Source organism: Serratia sp. CY82433, assembly GCF_052166535.1.
Classification (GTDB): Bacteria; Pseudomonadota; Gammaproteobacteria; order Enterobacterales; family Enterobacteriaceae; genus Serratia; species Serratia sarumanii.
The window spans coordinates 525016-545528 of record NZ_JBJNOR010000001.1 but is presented as its reverse complement, the minus strand read 5'-3'; the positions used below and the strand labels follow the sequence as shown (position 1 = coordinate 545528).

Here is a 20513-nt window from a genome sequence, read left to right as displayed (position 1 = left end):
ACGTTACTTGCCGCCTTTCACCGGGTAATCCGGTTTTTTGTCGTTACCGGCGATATAGGGACTCCACGGCTGCGCGCGCACCGGCGCTTCGGTTTGCCACACCACGTTGAACTGCCCGTTGCCCTCGATTTCGCCGATCATCACCGGCTTGTGCAGGTGGTGATTGGTCTTGTCCATGGTCAGCGTGAAGCCCGACGGCGCGGTGAAGGTTTGCCCGGCCATCGCGGCGCGCACCTTATCGACGTCGGTGGTACCGGCCTTTTCCACCGCCTGCGCCCACATGTGGAGGCCGACGTAGGTGGCCTCCATCGGATCGTTGGTCACCGCGGTGGCGTAATTCGGCAGATTGTGCGCCTTGGCGTAGGCTTTCCACTGGCTGACAAACTGTTTGTTGGTCGGGTTATCCAGCGATTCGAAGTAGTTCCAGGCCGCCAGGTTGCCCACCAGCGGTTTGGTGTCGATGCCGCGCAGCTCCTCCTCGCCGACCGAGAAGGCGATCACCGGCACGTCGGTGGCCTTGACGCCCTGGTTGGCGAGTTCTTTGTAGAACGGCACGTTGGAATCGCCGTTGATGGTGGAGATCACCGCGGTGTTGCCGCCGGCGGCGAACTTCTTGATGTTGGCGACGATGGTCTGGTAATCGCTGTAGCCGAACGGCGTATAGACCTCTTCGATATCCTTGTCCTGCACGCCTTTGCTGTGCAGGAAGGCGCGCAGGATCTTGTTGGTGGTGCGCGGATAGACGTAATCGGTGCCCAGCAGGAAGAAGCGCTTGGCGCCGCCGCCGTCCTCGCTCAGCAGGTATTCCACCGCCGGGATCGCCTGCTGGTTCGGCGCCGCGCCGGTGTAGAAGACGTTCGGCGACATCTCTTCGCCTTCGTATTGCACCGGGTAGAACAGCAGTCCGTTCAGCTCCTCAAACACCGGCAGCACCGACTTGCGCGACACCGAGGTCCAGCAGCCGAACACCGCCGCCACCTTGTCCTGGCTCAGCAGCTGGCGCGCCTTTTCGGCGAACAGCGGCCAGTTGGAGGCCGGATCCACCACCACCGGCTCCAGCTTTTTGCCGAGCACCCCGCCTTTGGCGTTGATCTCGTCGATGGTCATCAGCGCCACATCCTTCAGCGGCGTCTCGGAAATCGCCATGGTGCCGGAGAGCGAACTCAGAATGCCGACCTTGATGGTGTCGGCGGCCTGCGCGCTCCAGGCCAGGCCCAGGCCGAGCGCGGCGGCGGACAGCGCAAAAGCTTTGATAAAACGACGACGTTGCATAGTTCAAACTCCTGATGTGTGTGAAATCAAAATCGTTACGCCGAGCGCGCCGGCTGCTGGGCCCGCGCCTGGTGCAACATGTGCAGCGTTATTTTTCGTACCTCTGCCTTGCTGACGGCGATATGCTCGCCGAGCAGCGCTTGCGCCACCCCGCTTTGCCGCTGCAGGATCGCCTGCAAAATGGCGGCGTGTTCGCGGTAGGTGGCGTCCACCCGCGCCTGCTGGGTGAAATCCAATCGGCGAATGATGCGGATCTTTTCGGTCAGCTCGCGGTGGATGCGTGCCATTTCGCCGTTGCCCGCCGCGGCTACCAACGCCTGATGAAACTGCTCGTCGTGCTGCGACACCACCTGGCCGTCCGCCAGACGCGGCGCTTCGGTCCAAAAACGGTTCAGCGCCGCCAGCGCGGCCGGCGTTTCCCCGGCCGGCCATTCGCACAGCCGTTTCACCGCCTCTTGTTCCAGCACGATGCGCAGGTCGTACAGCTCTTCGAAGTAGGCAAAATCGAACGGCCGCACCTGCCAGCCGCTGCGAAACAGCACCTCGACATAGCCTTCGCGCTCGAGTCGAAACAGCGCCTGACGCACCGGCGTGCGGCTGGCCGCCATGCGCTGCGCCACGTCGCTTTCGCTGAAGCGATCGCCCGGCAGCAGGCGAAACTCGAAGATGTCGGCCTTGAGCTGCAGATAAATGCGCTCCGCCAGCCCCTCCGGCCGCGCCTTGTGCTCTCCGTTGGTGATTTGCATCCTCGCCCCTCCGTTCAGATCGCTTTTTCCAGCCACAGCAGGGCGTCGCCCGGCCCGACCGGCCGCCCCTGCCGGCAGCTGATGCGTTTGACGATCCCGGCGCGCGGCGCGGTGACCGCCAATTCCATCTTCATCGCCTCGACCACGATCAGCGGCTGCCCGGCCGCCACCGCCTGCCCCGGCTCCACCAGGATCTTCCACACGCTGCCGTTCAGATCGGCGCTGACCAGATCGCCGTCGATCGCGTCTTCTTCAACCGGCGGCAACAGCTGCGCCTCGGCCTCGTCGTCATCGCTGCGCCAGCGCGCCACTTCGGCGTTGAACGCCTGCTGCTGGCGATGCTGGAAGTCGGCGATCGCCCCGGCGTTGTCGGCCAGGAAATCGGTGTAGGCGGCGAAGTCGAATTCGCTCTCTTCGATGCGCACCTGCATGCGCCCTTCGCGGAACGCTTCGCGCTGCTCGTCCAGTTCTTGCTCGCTGACCGGGTAGAAGCGCACCTGATCGAAGAAGCGCAGCAGCCAGGGTTCACCGGCGGTGAACTGCGGGTTTTTGAGGAATTTGTTCCAGATCGGCAGCGTGCGCCCCACCAGCTGGTAACCGCCCGGCGAATCCATGCCGTAGATGCACATGTACATGCCGCCGATGCCGACCGTCCCTTCGGCGGTGTGGGTGCGCGCCGGGTTGTATTTGGAGCTCAGCAGGCGATGGCGCGGATCGAGCGGCACCGCGCAGGGTGCGCCGAGGTAGACGTCTCCCAGCCCTAGGATCAGGTAGCTGGCGTCGAACAGGATGTCGCGCACCTGCTCGCGTCGGCTCAGGCCGTTGATACGCTGAATGAAATCGACGTTGTTCGGCAGCCAGGGCGCCGAAGCGCGCACCGTCTGCTGATAGCGATCGACCGCCCCCAGCGTGGCCGAATCCTCGAACGCCATCGGCAGCCAGACGGTGCGCGTCGGCACCTTCAGGCGGCTGACGTCCCCCAGCGCCCGTTCGCGCGCCAGCAGGCGCTGCAGCAGATCGGCCTGACTTATCAGCCGGCTGTCGTAGCGGATCTGCAGCGAACGCACGCCCGGCGCCAGCTCCGCCACGCCCGGTATCGCCTCCTGGCGCAGCGACTGCATCAGCAGATGAATGCGCAGCCGCAGCGCCAGATCGAGCACGTTGTCGCCGTACTCCATCAGGATGTAGCCGTCTCCCGCCTGGCGATACGCCACCGCCGGGCGCCCTCCCGCCGCCGGCAGCGCCGCCAGCACCGCGGCGGAAACGGTATCCGCCGGGGCCAGATCCGGCGGCGGCAGGGCGATGGCCTTCACCGCCGCCAGCGCTTCGATGCTGCCGAGCTGCGCCTGTTCCAGCGACTGCGCCTGGCGAAAACAGATCGGATGAAACCGGATGCGGTCGCCCGGCTTCACCTGCCCCACTTTCCACAGCTCGGCCTTGGCGATGGTCACCGGGCAGACGAAGCCGCCAAGGCTCGGCCCGTCGCGGGTCAGGATCACCGGGAAGTCGCCGGTGAAGTTGATCGCGCCGATGGCGTACTCGCAGTCGTGCACGTTGGAAGGATGCAAACCGGCTTCGCCGCCGTCCTCTCTCGCCCACTCGGGCTTCGGACCCGACAGGCGCACGCCGAGGCGATTGGAGTTGTAATGCACCTGCCAGTCGGTGGCGAAGAAGGCGTCTATCGATTCGGCGGTGAAAAAGTCCGGCGCGCCGTGCGGCCCGTACAGCACGCCGATGTGCCACTGGTCGCCGTAGTGCGGGATCAGGCTGTCGTCCATCGCCTGCGGCGCGGCGATCGGCGCCGGCGTAGTGCTGGCGGCCAATTCCGGTTGAGCGATCGCCAGCATGTCCGCCACGCGCAAGGTGCGCCCGGCGTGGCCGCCGAACTGGCCGAGCGCGAAGGTGGAACGGCTGCCGAGATACACCGGCACGTCGAAGCCGTTGCGTACCGCCAGATAGGTGCGGCAACCGTGCGTGGCGCGCCCCAGCGTCAGCACCTGCCCGGCCCGCACCGCGATCGGCCGCCAGTAGGCGACCGCTTCGCCGTCCAGATCGGCCGGGCAGCTGGCACCCGTCAGCGCGATGGTGGCGTCGCAGTGAAAGCGCAGCGTCGGCCCCTGCAGGGTGAACTCCAGCCCGGCGGCCGCCGGGTGGTTGCCGACGATGCGGTTGGCCAGCCGGAACGCGAAGTCGTCCATCGGGCCGGACGGCGGCACGCCGATGTCCCAATAGCCGAGGCGGCCGGGATAGTCCTGCACGCTGCTGTAGGTGCCGGGTTGCAGCACTTCGAGGCAGTGCGGCTGGTAATGCAAATCGTCCAGCAGGCGCGTCCAAACGTCGCCGCGCTGAAATTGCGGCGTGGCGATCACCTGCCGCAGATAATCGAGGTTGGTGGCGATGCCGTGCAAACGGGTCGCCGCCAGCGCCACGCGCAGTTTTTCCAGCGCCTGCGCGCGGTCAGCGCCGTGTACGATCAGCTTGGCGATCATCGGGTCGTAAAACGCCGAGACTTCGCTGCCGGTCGCCACCCAACCGTCGAGGCGCACGTCGGCGGGGAAATGCACCTCGGTCAGCACGCCGGGGCTGGGCTGGAAGTTCTTCAGCGGATCTTCGGCATAGAGGCGCACTTCGATCGCCGCGCCCTGCGGCGCGCGTTGCAGCGCCGCCCAATCCAGCGCATCGCCCGCCGCCACCTGCAGCATGCATTCGATCAGATCCAGGCCGGTGACCATCTCGGTGACCGGGTGCTCGACCTGTAAACGGGTGTTCACTTCGAGGAAGTAAAACTCGTCGCGCGCAGCGTCGTAAATAAATTCCACGGTGCCGGCGCTGCGATAGTTCACCGACTCGCCCAGCGCCACCGCCGCCCGCTGCAGCGCCTGGCGGGTCGCCGCCGGCAGGTGTGGCGCCGGGGTTTCCTCCACCACTTTTTGGTTGCGGCGCTGCAGCGAGCAGTCGCGCTCGCCGAGCGCCGCCACCCGCCCCTGGCCGTCGCCGAAAATCTGCACCTCGACGTGACGCGCCCGATCGACGAAGCGTTCGATAAAGGCGCCGGCGTCGCGGAAGAACTGCTCTCCCAGCCGTTTGACGCTGTCGTACGCCTCGCGCAGCGCCGCCTCGTCGTCACAGCGCGTCAGGCCGATGCCGCCGCCGCCGGCGGTGCTTTTCAGCATCACCGGGTAGCCGATGCGCGCGGCGGCGGCAACCGCCTGCTCCACGTTCTCCAGCAAGCCGGTGCCCGGCGTCATCGGCACCCCGGCCAACGCCGCCAGCTCGCGCGCCCGGTGCTTGAGACCGAACTCGCGCATCTGCGCCGCCGTCGGGCCGATAAAGGCGATACCCGCCGCCTCGCAGGCGTCGGCAAACTCGGCGCTCTCGGACAAAAAGCCGTAGCCGGGGTAGATCGCCTGCGCGCCGGTGGCTGCCGCCGCCGCAAGGATCTTGTCGATGCTCAGGTAGCTGTCGGCGGCCTTGTCGCCGCCGAGCGCCACCACCCTGTCGGCTTCGGTGACGTGCGGCGCATTGCGGTCGGCGTCGGAATAAACCGCCACGCTGGTGACGCCCAGGCGTTTCAGGGTGCGAATGGCGCGGCAGGCGATTTCGCCGCGGTTAGCGATCAGTACGGTAGTAAACATGTTCATGCCCCCTTAACGCCGGCGAGATAATCGCGCCAGCCGCCAAACTCGGTAATATCCGTGGCGCCTTCCAGCGCCCAGGCTTCGCAGATAAACCCCTTCACCCGCCGGCCGTCCGCCAGCAGCAGCGTGCCGATACCCAAGGGCGCCGGAATTTCCGCCACAAACTCGCCGAAACGGGCCAGCGGGATGTCCCACAGCTCAAGACGGATCGCCTCTCCCTGCGCCGCGCGCGCCAGCCCCGGCTTCGGCGGCTCGGTATCGGCCAGCGCGTACAGGCGGTAACAGGGGGCGGTGACGGTTTGCTCCACCCGCACCGCGTCGCGCTGCGTCAGCTGGACGTTGAGCGGCATACCGCTGAGGTGAGCGCCCACTACCGCCAAACGCACATGCCCCGCCGACGGCGCCGGCGCCGGCTGCGGCGGCAATGCCCGGCCGGTTGCCCCGAGCGGCAAGGCGCTTTGCCGTTGCCAGCGCAGGCCAAACGCCGCCAGCGCCCGGTCATGCCAGGCGGGCGCAATCAGGGTGATGCCCGCCGGCAGCCCGTCTTCGCGCAGCGGCCCCGGCAGCGCCAGCGCGCTCAGATCGGCCAGGTTGGTGAAATTGGTGTAAGTGCCGAACTGCGAATTGAACAGCACCGGCTCCTGCGCCATCTCCGCCAGGGTGCGAATAGTGGGCGCGGTCGGCACCACCAGCGCGTCGAACGGCGCCAGCCGCTGGGCGATCTGCCGCGCCAATTCGGCACGCAGGTATTCCGCCTTGTAGGCGTCGCAGGCGCTGTAGCCCAGGCCGTTGCCGACGATGCCGCGCACCACCGGATCGATAGCCTGCGGGTTCGCTTCCAGCACCTGCTCAATCGCCACGGTGCGCTCCGCCACCCAGGGGCCGTAATACAGCTGCTCCGCCAGGGTGCGAAACGGCGCGAAATCGAGGGGCTCCAGCGTGGCGCCGCCCACCTGCAGCTGCGCCAGCGCGCGGTGAAACGCCCGCTCGGCCTGCACGTCGCCGAAAAACTCCAGCTGGGCGGGAACGGCAAAACGCGGCGCGGCGGGGATATCCGCCGGCGCGGTATGCGGATCGGGGCGGGAATACGGATCTGCCGCGTCAAAGCCGCTCGCCAGTTCCGCCACCTGCGCGGCATCGGCCACCGTCAGCGCGAAGACCGACACCGTATCGTTCAACCGGCAGGCCGGCACCACGCCGCGGTTGGACAACCGCCCTTTGGTCGGCTTCAGCCCGACGATGTTGTTGAACCCGGCGGGCACGCGCCCCGAACCGGCGGTGTCGGTGCCCAGCGCGAACGGCACCAGGCCGCGCGCCACCACCGAAGCGGAGCCGGAACTGGAGCCGCCGCTGACGTAGCGGCTGTCGAAGCTGTTGACCACTGCGCCATAGGGTGAGCGGGTGCCCACCAACCCGGTAGCGAACTGGTCGAGATTGGTTTTACCGAGGGCGATCGCCCCGGCGGCGCGCAGGTTGGCGACCACGGTGGCGTCCGCCGCGGCCTGATAGGTGAACGCCGGGCAGGCGGCGCTGGTCGGCCAGCCGCCGACGTCGATATTGTCTTTGATGGCGAAGGGCACGCCGAACAGCGGCAGGCGGCTGAGATCGCCGGCGACTGCTTCGAGCCTCTGTGCCAGTTGCCGATACTGCCGCTCGCGCTGCGCCGGGGTGGCGAGATACAGCCAGGCGTTGTCGTCTGAATCCAAATCGGCGACCAGCGCTTCGATCGCGGCGCTGACGCAGGCGAGGCGCTCGCCCGCCGGACGGGTTTGATAATGGTGCTGCCATTCACTGAGGGTAAAACCGCACGTTTCAACAGGGTCGCTCATCGGCTGAATTCCATCTGGTACACAAGATGGGATTCAACAGAGCAACCGGCGTGCCAATTTTTAATTTCATGATTTCAATAAATTATAATTAAAACTTATGACGGCGACGGCGAATGGGCTGCACCAGCGGCGCGCAGCGGGAGAACAAAAAGAGTGCAATAAGGGGATGATGCAGAGGAAAACCGGGGCGACGACGCTCGCCGCCCCGGGAGGGGGATGTGGATCAGTCGTTGATACGTTTCAAACCGATCGAGGTAATGCAGTAGGTCTGTTGCTTGCCCTTCTCCGCCAACCGCACGTGCTGCATCTCGTTGACGATCGTCAGACGGTTGTCCGGCTCTTCATGCCGCAGATGGATCACCTCACCGCCGTACCCCGACAGCGGCAGCACCCAGGTTTTAGCCTGTTGATTTTGGCTGCCGATGACGTCGTAGCTGAGCAAGGTGTTACCGTCCGCATCCGTCACGCTGAGGAAGGCGTAGCTGTCGGCAAAGTAGTGGTGGGCAATCCCCGCCGCCAGCGTCACGGTCACGGTTTTCTTCACCAGATCGACGGCGCCGGTCAGAAACTGGCGATCGCCGATCCCTTTGCAAACCACGGTAAACGCATTGCCGACGTTAGCGCCCGGCGGCGCATTGTCGGCCGGCAGGCAATCCCGATAGGTCGCCAACAGCGACTCGTGCTGCGGCTCGGCGAAGGCGCCGATCGCCAGATAAATATCGTCCTTGAACGACGACGACGGCGCGTAGTAAGCCGGCAGCAGGCGGCGCAAACGCTGCGCCGCCTGTTCCAGGCGCGCCAGCAGCGCTTGCTCGGGATCGCCGGGCAACGCCGGATTTTTCAGCCCGCTTTTTTCGATACGCAGCACGTTGGTTTTGTTTTTGTTGTCGATGACGCCGGCCGCCGCCGGATTCAAGCGCACCCGGCTCGGCTCCACATGGTAAATCTCGATGTCATCGCCCTCGGCAAACGGCAGCTCGTCATGACTTAACGTAGCCTGAGTGCCCTGAATCTCCTTAGTGAAGCGCACCGCGCCCTGCCGATCGCGCAGCGTCACTCGGGCATAGGTTTCACCGGGGAAGTAGGAATGCGGCGTGGTACTGGTCACGTCAACCACCACTGCGCCCTTGGCGCGATCGACGACCACGGTGGCGAAGACCGCATCGCTCAGGCCCAACAGAGCGATCTCCTGTGAAACGATCGGCGAAGCGGCTTTGCGTTCGAAGCGAAGCGTTACCGCGTTTTTCCCCTGCTTCACCGTCAGGTAACCCGCCGTTGGCCGATATTTGCGATCCTTGCCGGTCGGTAACCGCAGGGTGTACACGCCGATCGGCAACGCATTCAGGGCCAGGGTCGGCGCGTCGATACGGACCTTGTGGGCATAGCGCGCCCCTTCCATCAGCACCAGATCCTCACCGTAGATCTGCGCAAAGTCATCGATATCCAGACTCAGGGCGACATCGCCTTTCAGGCCGCTCGCCTTGAGCTGAGAGGAATCGACCAGGCGCAGGGAGGAATCCAGCTTCAGCTGTGCCTGCACCGCCGGCAAACTCTGCGCATCCACCAGTTGATACAGCGGATACACCGCCTTGGCGTGGCTGAACGCGTTGAGATCGCGCTGCGTTTGGGTGATCACGCCGCCGGTCAGCTCGACGAACGGCGTCACGTCGATTTGCTCGCCGGCCGCGGCGAAGCTTGCCGACAGCAGATCCAGCAAGGCATGTTCGGACGGCACGAAACCCGGCGTATTGCAGCTTTGGCGATACTGCTGGTTAAAGTGCGTGAAGGCGTTCTTGCCTGCCTTGTCGACCATCAGCATCGCGAAGAACAGCTTGGAGCGCAGATCCCACTGGTTGAGCGGCGTGCCCTGAGCGATCAGATCGACGATTTTCTTCTCGACGCCGGCCGCGTTGCCGTAGTTATACAGCCACCCTTCCTGGTATTTGCGCTCTCCCAGCATCACGTCCTGATAGCAAGCGGCGTAAATATTGTTCCACATCTCACCGGTGGAGAAATATTTGTCGCCCATAAAGTGCCCCTGATAGCCGTGCGCAATCTCATGCAGGCTGCCCCAGTTGCTGTCTTTCGGCGTCAGCCAGAAGCTGCTGACCGAGTTGCTGGTTTCCGCCGTCCAGCGCCCGCCGTAATACGCGGCGCCGGCGCCGTGTTTATCGGCCTTCATAAAGTAGCGGTTGCGAATATTGCGATCGGATTCGTGTTCGGCCTCGAACGAGACGCCGGTCAGCGCATTGTAGAAGGTGAAAATGCGGTCATAGTAGGCGATCAGCCCGTCGATGTTTTTCGCTTCGCCCAGCGACTTCAGCGCCGGTTTACTGATTTTCGGCACCAGCAATACCGCGTATTCCGCATCGACCAGCGCAAACTCGGCGTCCCGATCGTCCCAGCGGGCGAAAAATGCGGCTTCGTTTTCGCCACGGCGATAAACCGGCAGCGCTTTCGCCGCGTCCGAATACTCGAACTCCAGCGCCGGTTCGCCCTGCCCGTACGGCGTATCGATGAACGGCACCGAGACGGCATTGACCTGGGCCTCGACCCAGCTCGCGCCGACGCTGAATTCAGCCTCCGTTTTGCTGTCGTCATTCAGCAAGCGCAGCGTGAGCTTGCCGGTAAACGCCGCGTTGGTCTGCCGCACTCGCAGCACCTGCCCGGCGGCGAGAATGATGCCCAGGTGCTGACGATCGTGGTCGATGCCCTTGCTCATGCCTGCCGCATCCAGCCAGACCGGCCGGGTCAACGTGTAAAGTGATTGGGTTTTCGTGATGGTTGGCATCCTGCTTTCCTCATGGTTGGGGGGATTGAATTGACCATGAGAAAGTAACCGGAGGGGCGGCCCGCCCTCCATCGATGGCGGATGGCTGAGAGCCAGTACAACAACGGCGGGCGGGAGAGCGGCAAAAAAAAAGGCGCAACCTTGCGATTGCGCCCGATGTTCGATGAACGCTGCGCGCTACTCGCCGCGAACGCGCTGCGCCAGCCCTTTGAGGAAGTAGCGCAGCATCTGATCGCCGCACGGACGGTAGTTCTTGGTGCCTTCTTTGCGGAACAGCGCGCTCAGCTCCGGCTTGGAGATACGGAAGTCCACCGCGGTGAAGATCTGGTGCATATCGGTGTCTTTCAGCTCAAACGCCACGCGCAGCTTTTTCAGCACCAGGTTATTGGTGATCGGCAGCTCAACCGCCGGCGCCGGGAACTTGTCGTCCTTGCCGCGCTTGAAGAACACCAGGCCGTTGAGGAAGTGCGCCATCACTTCGTCCGGGCACTTCTCGTAGCCCGGCTCGCCTTCTTTGATCACGTAAGCGTCCATCGCCGACACCGCCACCTCGAAATCGTCCAGTTTGATAATCTCGACCATTTTGGCGTTGTTAATGCTCAGCATATAGCGCACGCTGCGCAGCACGTCGTTGTTCATCATGGGATTGCATTGCCTTATTTGTCTAACGGGGACGTGCGCACATTGCGAAACGAAATGACTGCCACACACCTTGAATGTGCGGCAGTATAGGGATCGGCAAGGGGTTTCTCAATCGATTTGGCTTTTTTGCTGATACAGCGGGATGTCTTCGCCGATGATGTACTTGTTGCGCAGCATCGACGAGACCTTATCCATGATCATCACCACCACCACCAGGATCAGGGTGATGAACATCACCACGTCCCAGTTCCACAGCCGCATGTTCTCCGCGTACACCAGGCCGATGCCGCCGGCGCCGACGAAGCCCAGCACCGCCGCAGAGCGGGTGTTGGACTCGATCTGGTACAGGCTGAGCGCCAGGAAGGTGGGGAACGATTGAGTGAAGATGCCGTAGCGGTGCTTCTGCAACCCGTTGGCGCCTACCGCCGTCAGGCCACGGCTGGGGGACTTGTCCACCGCCTCGTGCCCTTCGGCGTACAGTTTGCCCAGCAGCCCGACGTCCTGCATCACGATCGCCAACACCCCGGCCAGCGGCCCCATGCCGACGGCGCGCACGAAGATAAGCCCCCAGATCGCCATGTCGATACCGCGCAGCACGTCCAGCAAGCGGCGCACCAGCACGGAGATCGGCCGCAGCAGCGGCGTCGACATCACGTTGCGTGCGGCGAAGAACGACAGCGGCAGCGCGATCAGCGACGCGGTAATGGTGCCGGCGAACACGATGGCGATGGTGATGCCGATCTGCTGGAAGTAGTACATGAACGGCCAGTTGACGAAGTCGTGCCAGACGAACATGCGCAGGAAATAGCGCCCCAGCTGCTGACAGCCGTTGATAAACTGCGGCCAGGTAATGCCGAACACCAGGAAGAAGAACACGTAGTACAGCACGATCGCCAGCGCGATCAGGCCAACGGTGCGCAGGTAGCGCCCCTGCTGCGCGAAGATCGCCGGATGCTGCTGTTTCAACTGGCGCAGCGTTTCCGCCGACGCCGGAGTGCCCGCTATCATTTTGCCCCCTCCACCACGCGCTTGCGCAGCTCGCCCGACACGTAGTCGAGCACGGAAACCACCACGATAATCAACAGCAGCGTCATGCTGACCTGATCGTAGCGGTCGAGTTTAATGTTGGTCATCAGCTCCTGGCCGATGCCGCCCGCCCCCACCAGCCCCAAAATGGTCGACTGGCGGAAGTTGATCTCCAGCCGCATGAAGCTGTAGGAAAGAAACACCGGTTTCACCTGCGGCCACAGGCCGAAACGCATGCGCTGCAGCGGCGTGGCGCCGCAGGCCGCCAGCCCGCGCACCGGTTTGTTGGAGGCGGTTTCGATCGATTCGTAGAACAGCTTGGTCAGGCTGCCGATAGTGTGCAGCGCCAGCGCCAGGAAGCCGGGAATGGCGCCGATGCCGAACGCCATCACGAACATCACCGCCCACGCCAGCTCCGGCATGGTGCGCAAAAACGCCACCAGCGTGCGGATCGCCAGCCGCACCGAAGCCGGGGTATAGGTGTTGCCGGCCGCCAGAAACGCCAGCACGGTCGCCACCAGCACCGAGAAAATGGTCGCCGCCAGCGCCAGCTGCAGGGTCTCCCAGATCAGCGGCAGCTGGATATTCAGGCGGTAACCCCAGTAGGCCAGCGAGCCCTCGGTGCGCCCGTCGGCGAACAGCAGAGGCCAGTGCAGCGTCGGAATGGTTTCGGCCAGGTAGTCGAAGAAGTGCGGAATAGACACCCAAACGGTGTGCAGGTTGAACTCGGCGAGGTTGCCGGCGCCCAGGTACAGCGCCACCAGCCCGAGCGACCACAGCAGCGCTTCGCGCTTTTGCTTGCTGCGGATCCGTTGGTAATAGTGTGCGAAATCGGTATTCAAAAGAGGTCTTCCATCTTTATGGAACAAGGGGCTCAGCACGCTGAACCCCTTCATTCGAACGGCCAGGGCAGCCGGGAATTAACGGTCGCCTTTGGTCAGCTCGCGCTTCATATCGATGATGGTCTGGTATTCCGCCAGGGTGGTGTCGCCGATGTGCTGCTTGCCGCCCATCGCCTTGATAAAGCACTGGTGATCGTCTTTATCCAGCTTCTTGATGGCGGTGACCACTTTGGCCTTGAAGTCGGCCGGCAGCGAGTTGCTCACCAGGATCGGGCCGTTCGGGATCAGCGGCGACTGCCAGATGATGCGGATCTGCTTCATCAGGTCTGGATGATCCATGCGGATCATGCGGGTGAACGCGCCGCTGGTGTAGCCGGTGTTGTAGTCGCCGATCATCGACGCCCAGGTCACCGCACCTTCGAACTGGCCGTTCAGCACGCCGAGGATGTCCTGCTCGTGGCCGCCGGAGAAGGTGACGCTGGAGAAGGTGTTGTTGTATTTGTTGTCGACCGTGCCGCCGAACAGCTTTTTAAACGCCTGGTTCGGGATCAGGAAGCCGGAGGTGGAATCCGGATCGGCGAAGCCGATGGCCTTGCCCTTCAGATCTTCCAGTTTCTGGTAGGGGCTGCCGGCCTTCACCACCACCACCGAGTGGTAGCCGCGCGACTGGTCGACGTCGTCGACCGCGATGCCGACGATGTCCACCGCTTTCGGATCCTTGATGTAGACCGAGGCGAACGACGACGGCGACATGCTCAGCACCAGGTCAATCTTGCCGCCCAGCAGGCCCTGGATCACGCCGGAATAGTCGGACGAGTTGCGCAGCTTGGTATCGACGTTCAGCTCTTTGTCCAGGAACTGCTTCACGCACTGGTTATCGCCGATCTGCTGGGTGGCGTTCTGGCCGCCGAGAATGCCCAGGTTCAGCTCTTTCGGCGCATCCGCTGCGGCAGCATTAAATACCATCATCGCGCCGGCCATCAGGGTGGTCAGACTCAATACTTTTTTCATTAGGTGTGCCTTGTGTGTAAAGGGTAAAGGTCAAAAGTGCTTCAATGGATCTGATTGGCTTCTTCGCCATACAGCTGGTGCAGGATCCGTTCGTTCAGTTGCGAAGGATGCCCGTCAAACACGATCTTCCCGTGGGCGATGCCGATCACCCGCGAGCAATACTCTTTCACCAGTTCGACCGAGTGCAGGTTCACCATCACCGCGATGCCGTCTTCGCTGATTTTCTGCAGCGCGTCCATGATGCGGCGGGTGTTTTTCGGATCGAGCGACGCCACCGGCTCATCGGCCAGCAGGATTTGCGGGTTTTGCATCAGCGCGCGGCAGATGGCGACGCGCTGCATCTGGCCGCCGGAGAGGTTCTCGGCGCGCTGCAGCGCGTGCGGCAGCATGTTGAGCCACTGCAACAGCTCGATGGCGCGAGCGCGGTCGGCGTCATCGAACAGTTTGAAGAAGGATTTCAGAGTGGAAGTGTGGCTCAGGCGGCCCAGCAGCACGTTGGTCATCACGTCCAGCCGCGGCACCAGGCAGAAGTCCTGGAAGATCATGCCGCAGCGCGCGCGCCACTGGCGCATCTGGCGGCCGGCCAGCTGGGCGATATCCTGCGCCGCGCCATCGTCTTCGAAGTGCAGCATCTCGCCGCAGCTGGAAGGAATGGTGCCGTTCAGGGTGTGCAGCAGCGTGGACTTGCCCGCGCCGGAGCGGCCGATCACCGCCACGAATTCGCCGGCGTGCAGATCGAAATTGATGTCATCCAGCACGCGCTGCTGCGCTTTGTAGGCCTTGCCGAGTCCCTTTACCGATAATACTTTGCGGGATGCGGCGGCGTGCTGCCCTGGAAAGTCGTGCTGTGCCAATTTTAACAGTGCCTGAGCCATATGATTTCTCTGGTTTCAGTGGCTAATCATTATGGGCACCTATTAACGGATAAGTTTATGACAGTGGGATGATGGTTTTATGGCCGGGGCGTGACGCGTGCCGCCCCGGCGTTCACCTCACGCCAGGGTGAAGAAGTCCAGCCCCAGCGCCGTCTTGACCTGTTGCAGCGTCTGCTGGCTGACCTGATGCGCGCGGCGGGTGCCGTGCTGCAGGATGCGCGTCAGCTCGCCTTTATCGGCGATGAATTCGGCGCGGCGGGTGCGGATCGGCTCAAGCAGGCTCTGCAGGCAATCCTCCAGCAGCCGTTTGATTTTCACGTCCCCCAACCCGCCGCGGCGATAGTGCGCCTTCAGATCCGCCACCAGCGCGGTGTCTTCGCAGAAGGCGTCCAGGTAGGTGAACACCATGTTGCCTTCCACCCGGCCGGGATCGCTGACGTTGAGATGGCCGGGGTCGGTGAACATGCTCATCACCGCCTTGTGCACCTCGTCGGCGCCGGCGCCAAGCTGAATGGCGTTGCCGCGCGATTTCGACATCTTGCCCTGCCCGTCCAGCCCCGGCAGACGCCCGACGTTGCTCAACAACGGCCGGCACTCCGTTAATATCGGTTGGCCGACGATGTGGTTGAAACGCCGCACGATCTCATTGGTTTGCTCCAGCATCGGTAGCTGATCCTCGCCGACCGGCACGTGGGTGGCGCCAAAGGCGGTGATGTCCGCCGCCTGGCTGACCGGATAGATCAGAAAACCGGCCGGCAGGCTGCGGGCGAAATCCTTCTCGGCGATTTCGTTTTTCACCGTCGGGTTGCGCTCCAGCCGCGCCACGCTGACCAGATTAAGGTAGTACATCGTCAGCTCGGCCAACGCCGGCAGCGCCGACTGCAGGCAGATCGTGGTCTTATGCGGATCGATGCCCACCGCCAGATAGTCGGCCACCACGTTGAGCACGTTGGCGCTGATTTTTTGCGGGTTGTTACCGTTGTCAGTCAGACCCTGCAGATCCGCCACCATCACCGTTTGGTTATGCTGGTGCTGCAGTTCCACGCGCTGGCGCAGCGAGCCGACGAAGTGGCCTAAATGCAGTGGGCCGGTGGCGCGATCGCCGGTAAGAATGGTGTAGCTCATGACAGTGCTCCTGAAGGTCTGTAGACCGCCGGATCAACGCCACAAAAAATAATGCCGCCAAACCGGCGGCATTAATAAGAGATGTGAATACTCGTGCCGCCTCAGAAGAGGCGCCACCATGACTGATTGTGGGTGGAGTGCATCGATATATTCATGGCATCAAGGTATACCCGCAGCGGCAACGCGTCAATAGCGCGTAAGACGGCGTTACACTCCGGCATTTGCGTTCCTGCCCTGGCGCGCTAGGGTAAAACCTTCAACCTGAAAAAGGAGCGCATGATGAAGATCGGATTTGCCGGACTGGGTGGGATGGGCAGCGCCATGGCGGCCAACCTGTTGCAGGCGGGCTTCACCTTAACGGTATGGAACCGCTCGCCGCAGGCGGCGCAGCCGCTGGTGAGCGCCGGCGCGCAGCAGGCAGAACGGCCGGAACAGCTGGCCGATGCCGACGTGCTGATCACCATGCTGGCAGACGATGCCGCCACGCAACAGGTGGTGGTCGACAGCGGGTTGCTGCAACGGATGAAACCGGGCGCGCTGCATATCAATATGGCGACCATCTCGGTCGAACTCGCCAAGCGTTTGACGGCGCTGCATGCGGAACACGGCATCGGCTATCTCGCCGCGCCGGTGCTGGGGCGGGTCGACGTGGCCGCCGCCGGCAAGCTGAATATTCTGGCGGCCGGCGATAGCGAGCGGCTGAAGCAAGCGCAGCCGCTGTTCGATGCCCTCGGCCAGAAAACCTGGCACTTCGGCGCCGATCCGGCGCAGGCCAACGTGGTCAAAATCGCCACCAACTTTACGCTGGCCAGCGCCATTGAAGCGATGGCGGAAGGCAGCGCGCTGGTGCGCAACTACGGCGTGTCCGGCGCCGACTACCTGCAGATGCTGGGCGGCACCGTCTTCGCCGCCCCGGCCTATCAGGGCTATGGCGCGCTGATCGCCGCCGAGAAGTATTCCCCCGCCGGGTTCCGGCTGGCGCTGGGGCTGAAGGACGTCGGGCTGGCGCTGGCCGCCGGCGCCGACAGCCATACGCCGATGCCGTTCGCCGGGGTGCTGAAAGACAACTTCCTCGACGCGATGGCGCAGGGGGATGCGGATCTGGACTGGGCGGCGCTGGCCAAGGTGGCGGCGCGGCGGGCGGGCCTGAAATAACGAACGGGGGCTGAGGCCCCCGTTTTTCTGTTCTCAGAACACGATGTCCGCCGCGGGCACGGCGCGGATCGGCACGCCGAAGCTTTCGATATTCGACAGCGTCTCGTTATGGTGGGTGCGGATCAGCAGACCGTCGGCATAGGGTTTGTCGTGGCAGGTGTGGGCATCAGCCGCCAGCGTCACCGGATAGCCGTGCGCCGCCGCGCTGCGCACCGTGGTATCGATGCAAAACGGCGTGGAATAGCCGCAAACCACCAGCTGCGATACGCCGTTGGCAATCAGTAACGCACCCAGTGAGGTGCGCAGGAACGAGTCCGGCGTGGTTTTATCCACCCGATGATCGCCCGGCGCCACCTTCAGCGCCGCAAGCACTTGCCAGGCGGCGCTGCCGTGCGGCAGTTCGTCGTCCGGCGTGTGGTGCTGAATCACGACAACCGGCACGCCCGCCCGGCGGGCGCGCTCGCTCAGTTGGTTGATACGCGCAACGGTGCCCGCGGCATCCGCCGGCGGCGGCGTAAACAATCCTTCCTGCACATCGATAATCAACAGCGCGCTGGTCATGGCGGCTCCCGAAGAGAAGATAAGTGGCGTCAGCACACCGGCTGGCGCGGGCGGAAAATATGGTCGACGCCCTGCTCGCGCAGCCGGTTCACCAGATCGTGCCCGCCGTTCGGCGTGGCGTGCGCCAGCTGCCGCTCGGCGGTAAACACCGGGCTGGCCCAAAACAGGTTCACCGGATCGCCGTACTGCTGCGGCAGAGTCAGGTGCGCGTTATGCGGGTAGAAGGACGACGATAAAATATAGCCCTCGTAGCCCAGCGGCGCCACGTCCGACTCCAGCGTATGCCCTTCGCCGATCCAGGTCAGCCGCGCCCACGGCGCATGCGCGAAACCGGCCAGCGCGCTGGCCATCTGCACCGCGTTGTCTTCGGTCATGTATTGGCTGTCGATGGCGATCGCCATCTCCATACGGCGATAGCGCGAAGCCTCGTCGTTGAACAGGATCTCCACCCACGGCATCGGCCGGATGCTGACCCCCATGGTGAGGAAGTAATAGATGCCGTCGCGCTCGTGCTGGGTGATGGCCATCGGCGGCCACTTGCCCTGATCGATGGCGTAGTACTTCACCGAAGGGCCGAAATGCGGCTCATAGCGCGCCTGAAAATCGCGCTGCATCTTCGGCCACGGGTTGCCCTCTTCACGCTGCCAGCTGCGCCAGAACTGGCGGGTGCTCTCCGCCTGCGCATACTGGGTGTTGGTCGAGGCCGAGCCGAGCGGATAGGCCAGCGGGCTCTCCTTGATGCAGCTGGCGGAATAGCACACCGAATGGTCGATATACAGGCTCCAGCCGGGGATCACCGCCAGCAGTTGGCCGTAATACCACAGGGCCGCGCCGTCGTCGCTTTCGCTCCACACCACCATCAGCCCTTCCGGGTTCAGCGGCGCTTCGCCTTCCAGGTTGCGGCAATACTCCGCCGCCAGCATCGGCGGCTGCCCTTGTTCCAGCGCGGCGCGATCTTCCTGCAGCGGCGCGGCGGCCAGGTTGCGCAGCCAGCAGGCGCGCACCTGATAGCGATCGCTGTAGGCTTCGGCGGGATAGATATAAAAATAGGCTGCCCTGCTCCCTTGCTGAACCACCGCAACCAGCGTCTGGTTCTCATTGCTGACTTCAGCAAGTACGTATGACTCGTTCATATCACCTCAATAGGGTCAGGGCGCGGCAGAATCGGCTGCGCGCTAAAAATGGAATGTGGTTTTGCCCCCAAGTGTAAAACGCATTACTGGCCGGATCACCCGTAAAAGTCTCAAAAGCGGCCGTAAACGAAGATAAACAAAGACTAATTATAGCGGCTGTGGCTCATGACGACTGAGTGATGCGCCGCACCGCGCGCTGATAGGAGCCGTTGCGCATCGACGCGCCCAGCACCTTGCCGAGGCCTGCGGCGCCCGTTCGCACCAGCCGCCGCCGCAGCGCGCCCGGATGAAAACCGAACTGCCGCTGCGCCCATTCGGGCAACAGATCGATGCCCGCCTGCATCACCACCCCGCCGAGCGGGCGCGCCAATGCGCTCGGCGCCGGCGCCTTCAGCAGAATGCGCGCCACCTCTTGCGTGCGTTCATCGCAGACCAGCTGCGGCCGCATCGCCTGCAGGTACTCTTCGACCTCCGCGCAGGACTGAGGGATGGCGGTCGCCCCCAGCGCGGCGGCCACGCGCGCCGCTTCGCGGTAGTATTGATCCTGCAAATCGCGGGAAAGATGGGGGTTGCGGTAGCGCAGGTGGCTGGCCAGAAAACGACTGCTCTCCGCGACGTGCACCCAGGTCAGCAGCGCCGGATCGCTGGCGGCATAAGACGTGCCGTCGCTGCCGACGCCGGTCACCCGCAGATGGATGGCTTTGACTTTGGCGATCAGCCGCTCCGCCTCGGCGGTCGGGCCGAAGGTGGTGACCGACACGAACTGGCTGGTGCGGCGCAGGCGGCCAATCATATCTTCGCGAAAGTTGGAGTGATCCCACACCCCGGCCAGCGCCAGCGGGTGCAGCATCTGCAGCAGCAAGGCGCTGACGCCGCCGCACAGCATCGGGGTGAAATCGCGATGAACCTGCCAGATGACCGACTGCGGGCCGAACAAGCCCGGATCGCCCGGCGGGTTCTCAAAATCGACGCCGCCGAGCGCCAGCCCAGTCAGGCTGAGCACCTGTTTTTCTATCGCTGCGCGTACCGCTTCCATCCTGCTGCCCTCTCGCTCATTCAGTGGCCAGTGTATCACGCGGCGGGCACCTCATTGCGCCCTGCGGCGGTTGAAAGCATTAACTTACTGAATTACATTTATTATACCGTCGGCAGAAAGGCGGGCCTATTCGATCCACTGCAGAGGCGCTTTGCAGGGCGTTAACCCACGTTAATTCGGCACTAACCCCACAAAACCTCTATCTAGTTTTTTTCCTCCAACTTAGATAGCAGAGAGTTCGATGATTACCATCAGAGCACGCGCGGCGGAAGACAACGCGCAATTGGCAGATATCTGGCTGCGTTCGGTGCGCGCCACTCACCATTTTTTAACCGAAGACAACATCGCGCAGCTGTTCCCGCTGGTGCTGAACGACTACCTGCCGGCGGTTAACGTCTGGGTGGCCGAAGAGCGGCCGGGGCACCCCTGCGGCTTTATCGGCCTGAACGGCAACAAGGTGGAGATGCTGTTTATCGACGCCGATCAGCGCGGCAAAGGGGTGGGCAAAGCGCTGCTGACCCACGCGGAAACGCTGCACGATGAGCTGCAGCTGGACGTGAACGAGCAAAATCCGCAGGCCAGCGGTTTCTATCGCCACTACGGGTTTGTCATCACCGGCCGCTCGCCGCTCGACGGCCAGGGCAACCCGTTCCCGCTGCTGCACATGAAGCTGGACAAACGCTAGCCCTCCCGCCGGCCGCCCTGCGGCCGGTTTTCTCCCCCCCTGTTTCACCCGCCGTTTTATATATCAAATCAGAATAAGTAATAGAATTTACATTCTTCCTGTCACTATAAACCCTCGGTAGGATTGCCCGGTATTCACCCGCAACA

At 63.5% G+C, this 20513-nt stretch carries 16 protein-coding genes; 2 read left to right on the top strand and 14 right to left on the bottom strand.

Features of this window, described 5'->3' with window-relative positions; genetic code table 11:
* Positions 1-3: 3 nt before the first annotated feature.
* The 11 genes from urtA to trpS form a co-directional block, all read right to left on the bottom strand.
* Positions 4-1272, bottom strand: coding sequence for an urea ABC transporter substrate-binding protein (gene urtA / locus ACJ8PI_RS02730; protein ID WP_164134048.1), 1269 nt, complete (start codon positions 1270-1272; stop codon positions 4-6).
* A gap of 35 nt (positions 1273-1307) precedes the next feature.
* Complete coding sequence (locus tag ACJ8PI_RS02725) at positions 1308-2018, bottom strand: GntR family transcriptional regulator (protein ID WP_033646979.1); 711 nt, start codon at positions 2016-2018, stop codon at positions 1308-1310.
* A 14-nt stretch (positions 2019-2032) separates the two neighbouring features.
* Positions 2033-5653 (bottom strand): urea carboxylase, encoded by a 3621-nt coding sequence (uca, locus tag ACJ8PI_RS02720; protein WP_164134047.1) that lies wholly within the window; start codon positions 5651-5653, stop codon positions 2033-2035.
* A 2-nt stretch (positions 5654-5655) separates the two neighbouring features.
* A complete protein-coding gene (gene atzF / locus ACJ8PI_RS02715; RefSeq protein ID WP_164134046.1) occupies positions 5656-7485 on the bottom strand; it encodes an allophanate hydrolase in 1830 nt (609 codons plus the stop codon).
* A gap of 223 nt (positions 7486-7708) precedes the next feature.
* Positions 7709-10276 carry a putative mucin/carbohydrate-binding domain-containing protein gene (locus ACJ8PI_RS02710; protein ID WP_164134045.1) on the bottom strand — a complete coding sequence of 856 codons (2568 nt, stop codon included), beginning with the start codon at positions 10274-10276 and terminating at the stop codon, positions 7709-7711.
* A gap of 177 nt (positions 10277-10453) precedes the next feature.
* Positions 10454-10918, bottom strand: coding sequence for a DUF1456 family protein (locus tag ACJ8PI_RS02705; protein WP_004939471.1), 465 nt, complete (start codon positions 10916-10918; stop codon positions 10454-10456).
* A 108-nt stretch (positions 10919-11026) separates the two neighbouring features.
* Positions 11027-11926 carry a phosphonate ABC transporter, permease protein PhnE gene (phnE, locus tag ACJ8PI_RS02700; protein WP_033637591.1) on the bottom strand — a complete coding sequence of 300 codons (900 nt, stop codon included), beginning with the start codon at positions 11924-11926 and terminating at the stop codon, positions 11027-11029.
* On the bottom strand, positions 11923-12786 hold the full coding sequence (gene phnE, locus ACJ8PI_RS02695; protein ID WP_033637590.1) for a phosphonate ABC transporter, permease protein PhnE: 864 nt from the start codon (positions 12784-12786) through the stop codon (positions 11923-11925). The genes phnE (ACJ8PI_RS02700) and phnE (ACJ8PI_RS02695) overlap by 4 nt, the downstream gene beginning before the upstream one ends.
* A gap of 78 nt (positions 12787-12864) precedes the next feature.
* On the bottom strand, positions 12865-13797 hold the full coding sequence (phnD, locus tag ACJ8PI_RS02690) for a phosphonate ABC transporter substrate-binding protein (protein WP_025302014.1): 933 nt from the start codon (positions 13795-13797) through the stop codon (positions 12865-12867).
* Positions 13798-13838: 41 nt separating this feature from the next.
* The gene (gene phnC, locus ACJ8PI_RS02685) at positions 13839-14672 is read right to left on the bottom strand and encodes a phosphonate ABC transporter ATP-binding protein (RefSeq protein WP_038880081.1); all 834 of its coding nucleotides are present in this window, start codon (positions 14670-14672) and stop codon (positions 13839-13841) included.
* Positions 14673-14789: 117 nt separating this feature from the next.
* Positions 14790-15797 (bottom strand): tryptophan--tRNA ligase, encoded by a 1008-nt coding sequence (gene trpS / locus ACJ8PI_RS02680; protein ID WP_164134044.1) that lies wholly within the window; start codon positions 15795-15797, stop codon positions 14790-14792.
* Between the two features lie 279 nt (positions 15798-16076).
* Between trpS and ACJ8PI_RS02675 the strand changes: the two genes are divergently transcribed.
* Positions 16077-16952 (top strand): NAD(P)-dependent oxidoreductase, encoded by an 876-nt coding sequence (locus tag ACJ8PI_RS02675; RefSeq protein ID WP_033653447.1) that lies wholly within the window; start codon positions 16077-16079, stop codon positions 16950-16952.
* 33 nt (positions 16953-16985) lie between these two features.
* Here ACJ8PI_RS02675 and ACJ8PI_RS02670 read toward each other — a convergent pair whose 3' ends face one another.
* The 3 genes from ACJ8PI_RS02670 to ACJ8PI_RS02660 all read right to left on the bottom strand — a co-directional run bounded on the left by ACJ8PI_RS02670 (position 16986) and on the right by ACJ8PI_RS02660 (position 19682).
* Positions 16986-17513, bottom strand: a complete 528-nt coding sequence (locus ACJ8PI_RS02670) for a cysteine hydrolase family protein (protein ID WP_033653449.1) — start codon at positions 17511-17513, stop codon at positions 16986-16988.
* 29 nt (positions 17514-17542) lie between these two features.
* The gene (locus ACJ8PI_RS02665; protein ID WP_033653450.1) at positions 17543-18646 is read right to left on the bottom strand and encodes a suppressor of fused domain protein; all 1104 of its coding nucleotides are present in this window, start codon (positions 18644-18646) and stop codon (positions 17543-17545) included.
* 163 nt (positions 18647-18809) lie between these two features.
* Complete coding sequence (locus tag ACJ8PI_RS02660; protein WP_164134043.1) at positions 18810-19682, bottom strand: oxygenase MpaB family protein; 873 nt, start codon at positions 19680-19682, stop codon at positions 18810-18812.
* Between the two features lie 241 nt (positions 19683-19923).
* Between ACJ8PI_RS02660 and ACJ8PI_RS02655 the strand changes: the two genes are divergently transcribed.
* Positions 19924-20367, top strand: a complete 444-nt coding sequence (locus ACJ8PI_RS02655) for an acetyltransferase (RefSeq protein ID WP_015377088.1) — start codon at positions 19924-19926, stop codon at positions 20365-20367.
* Positions 20368-20513: the final 146 nt, after the last annotated feature.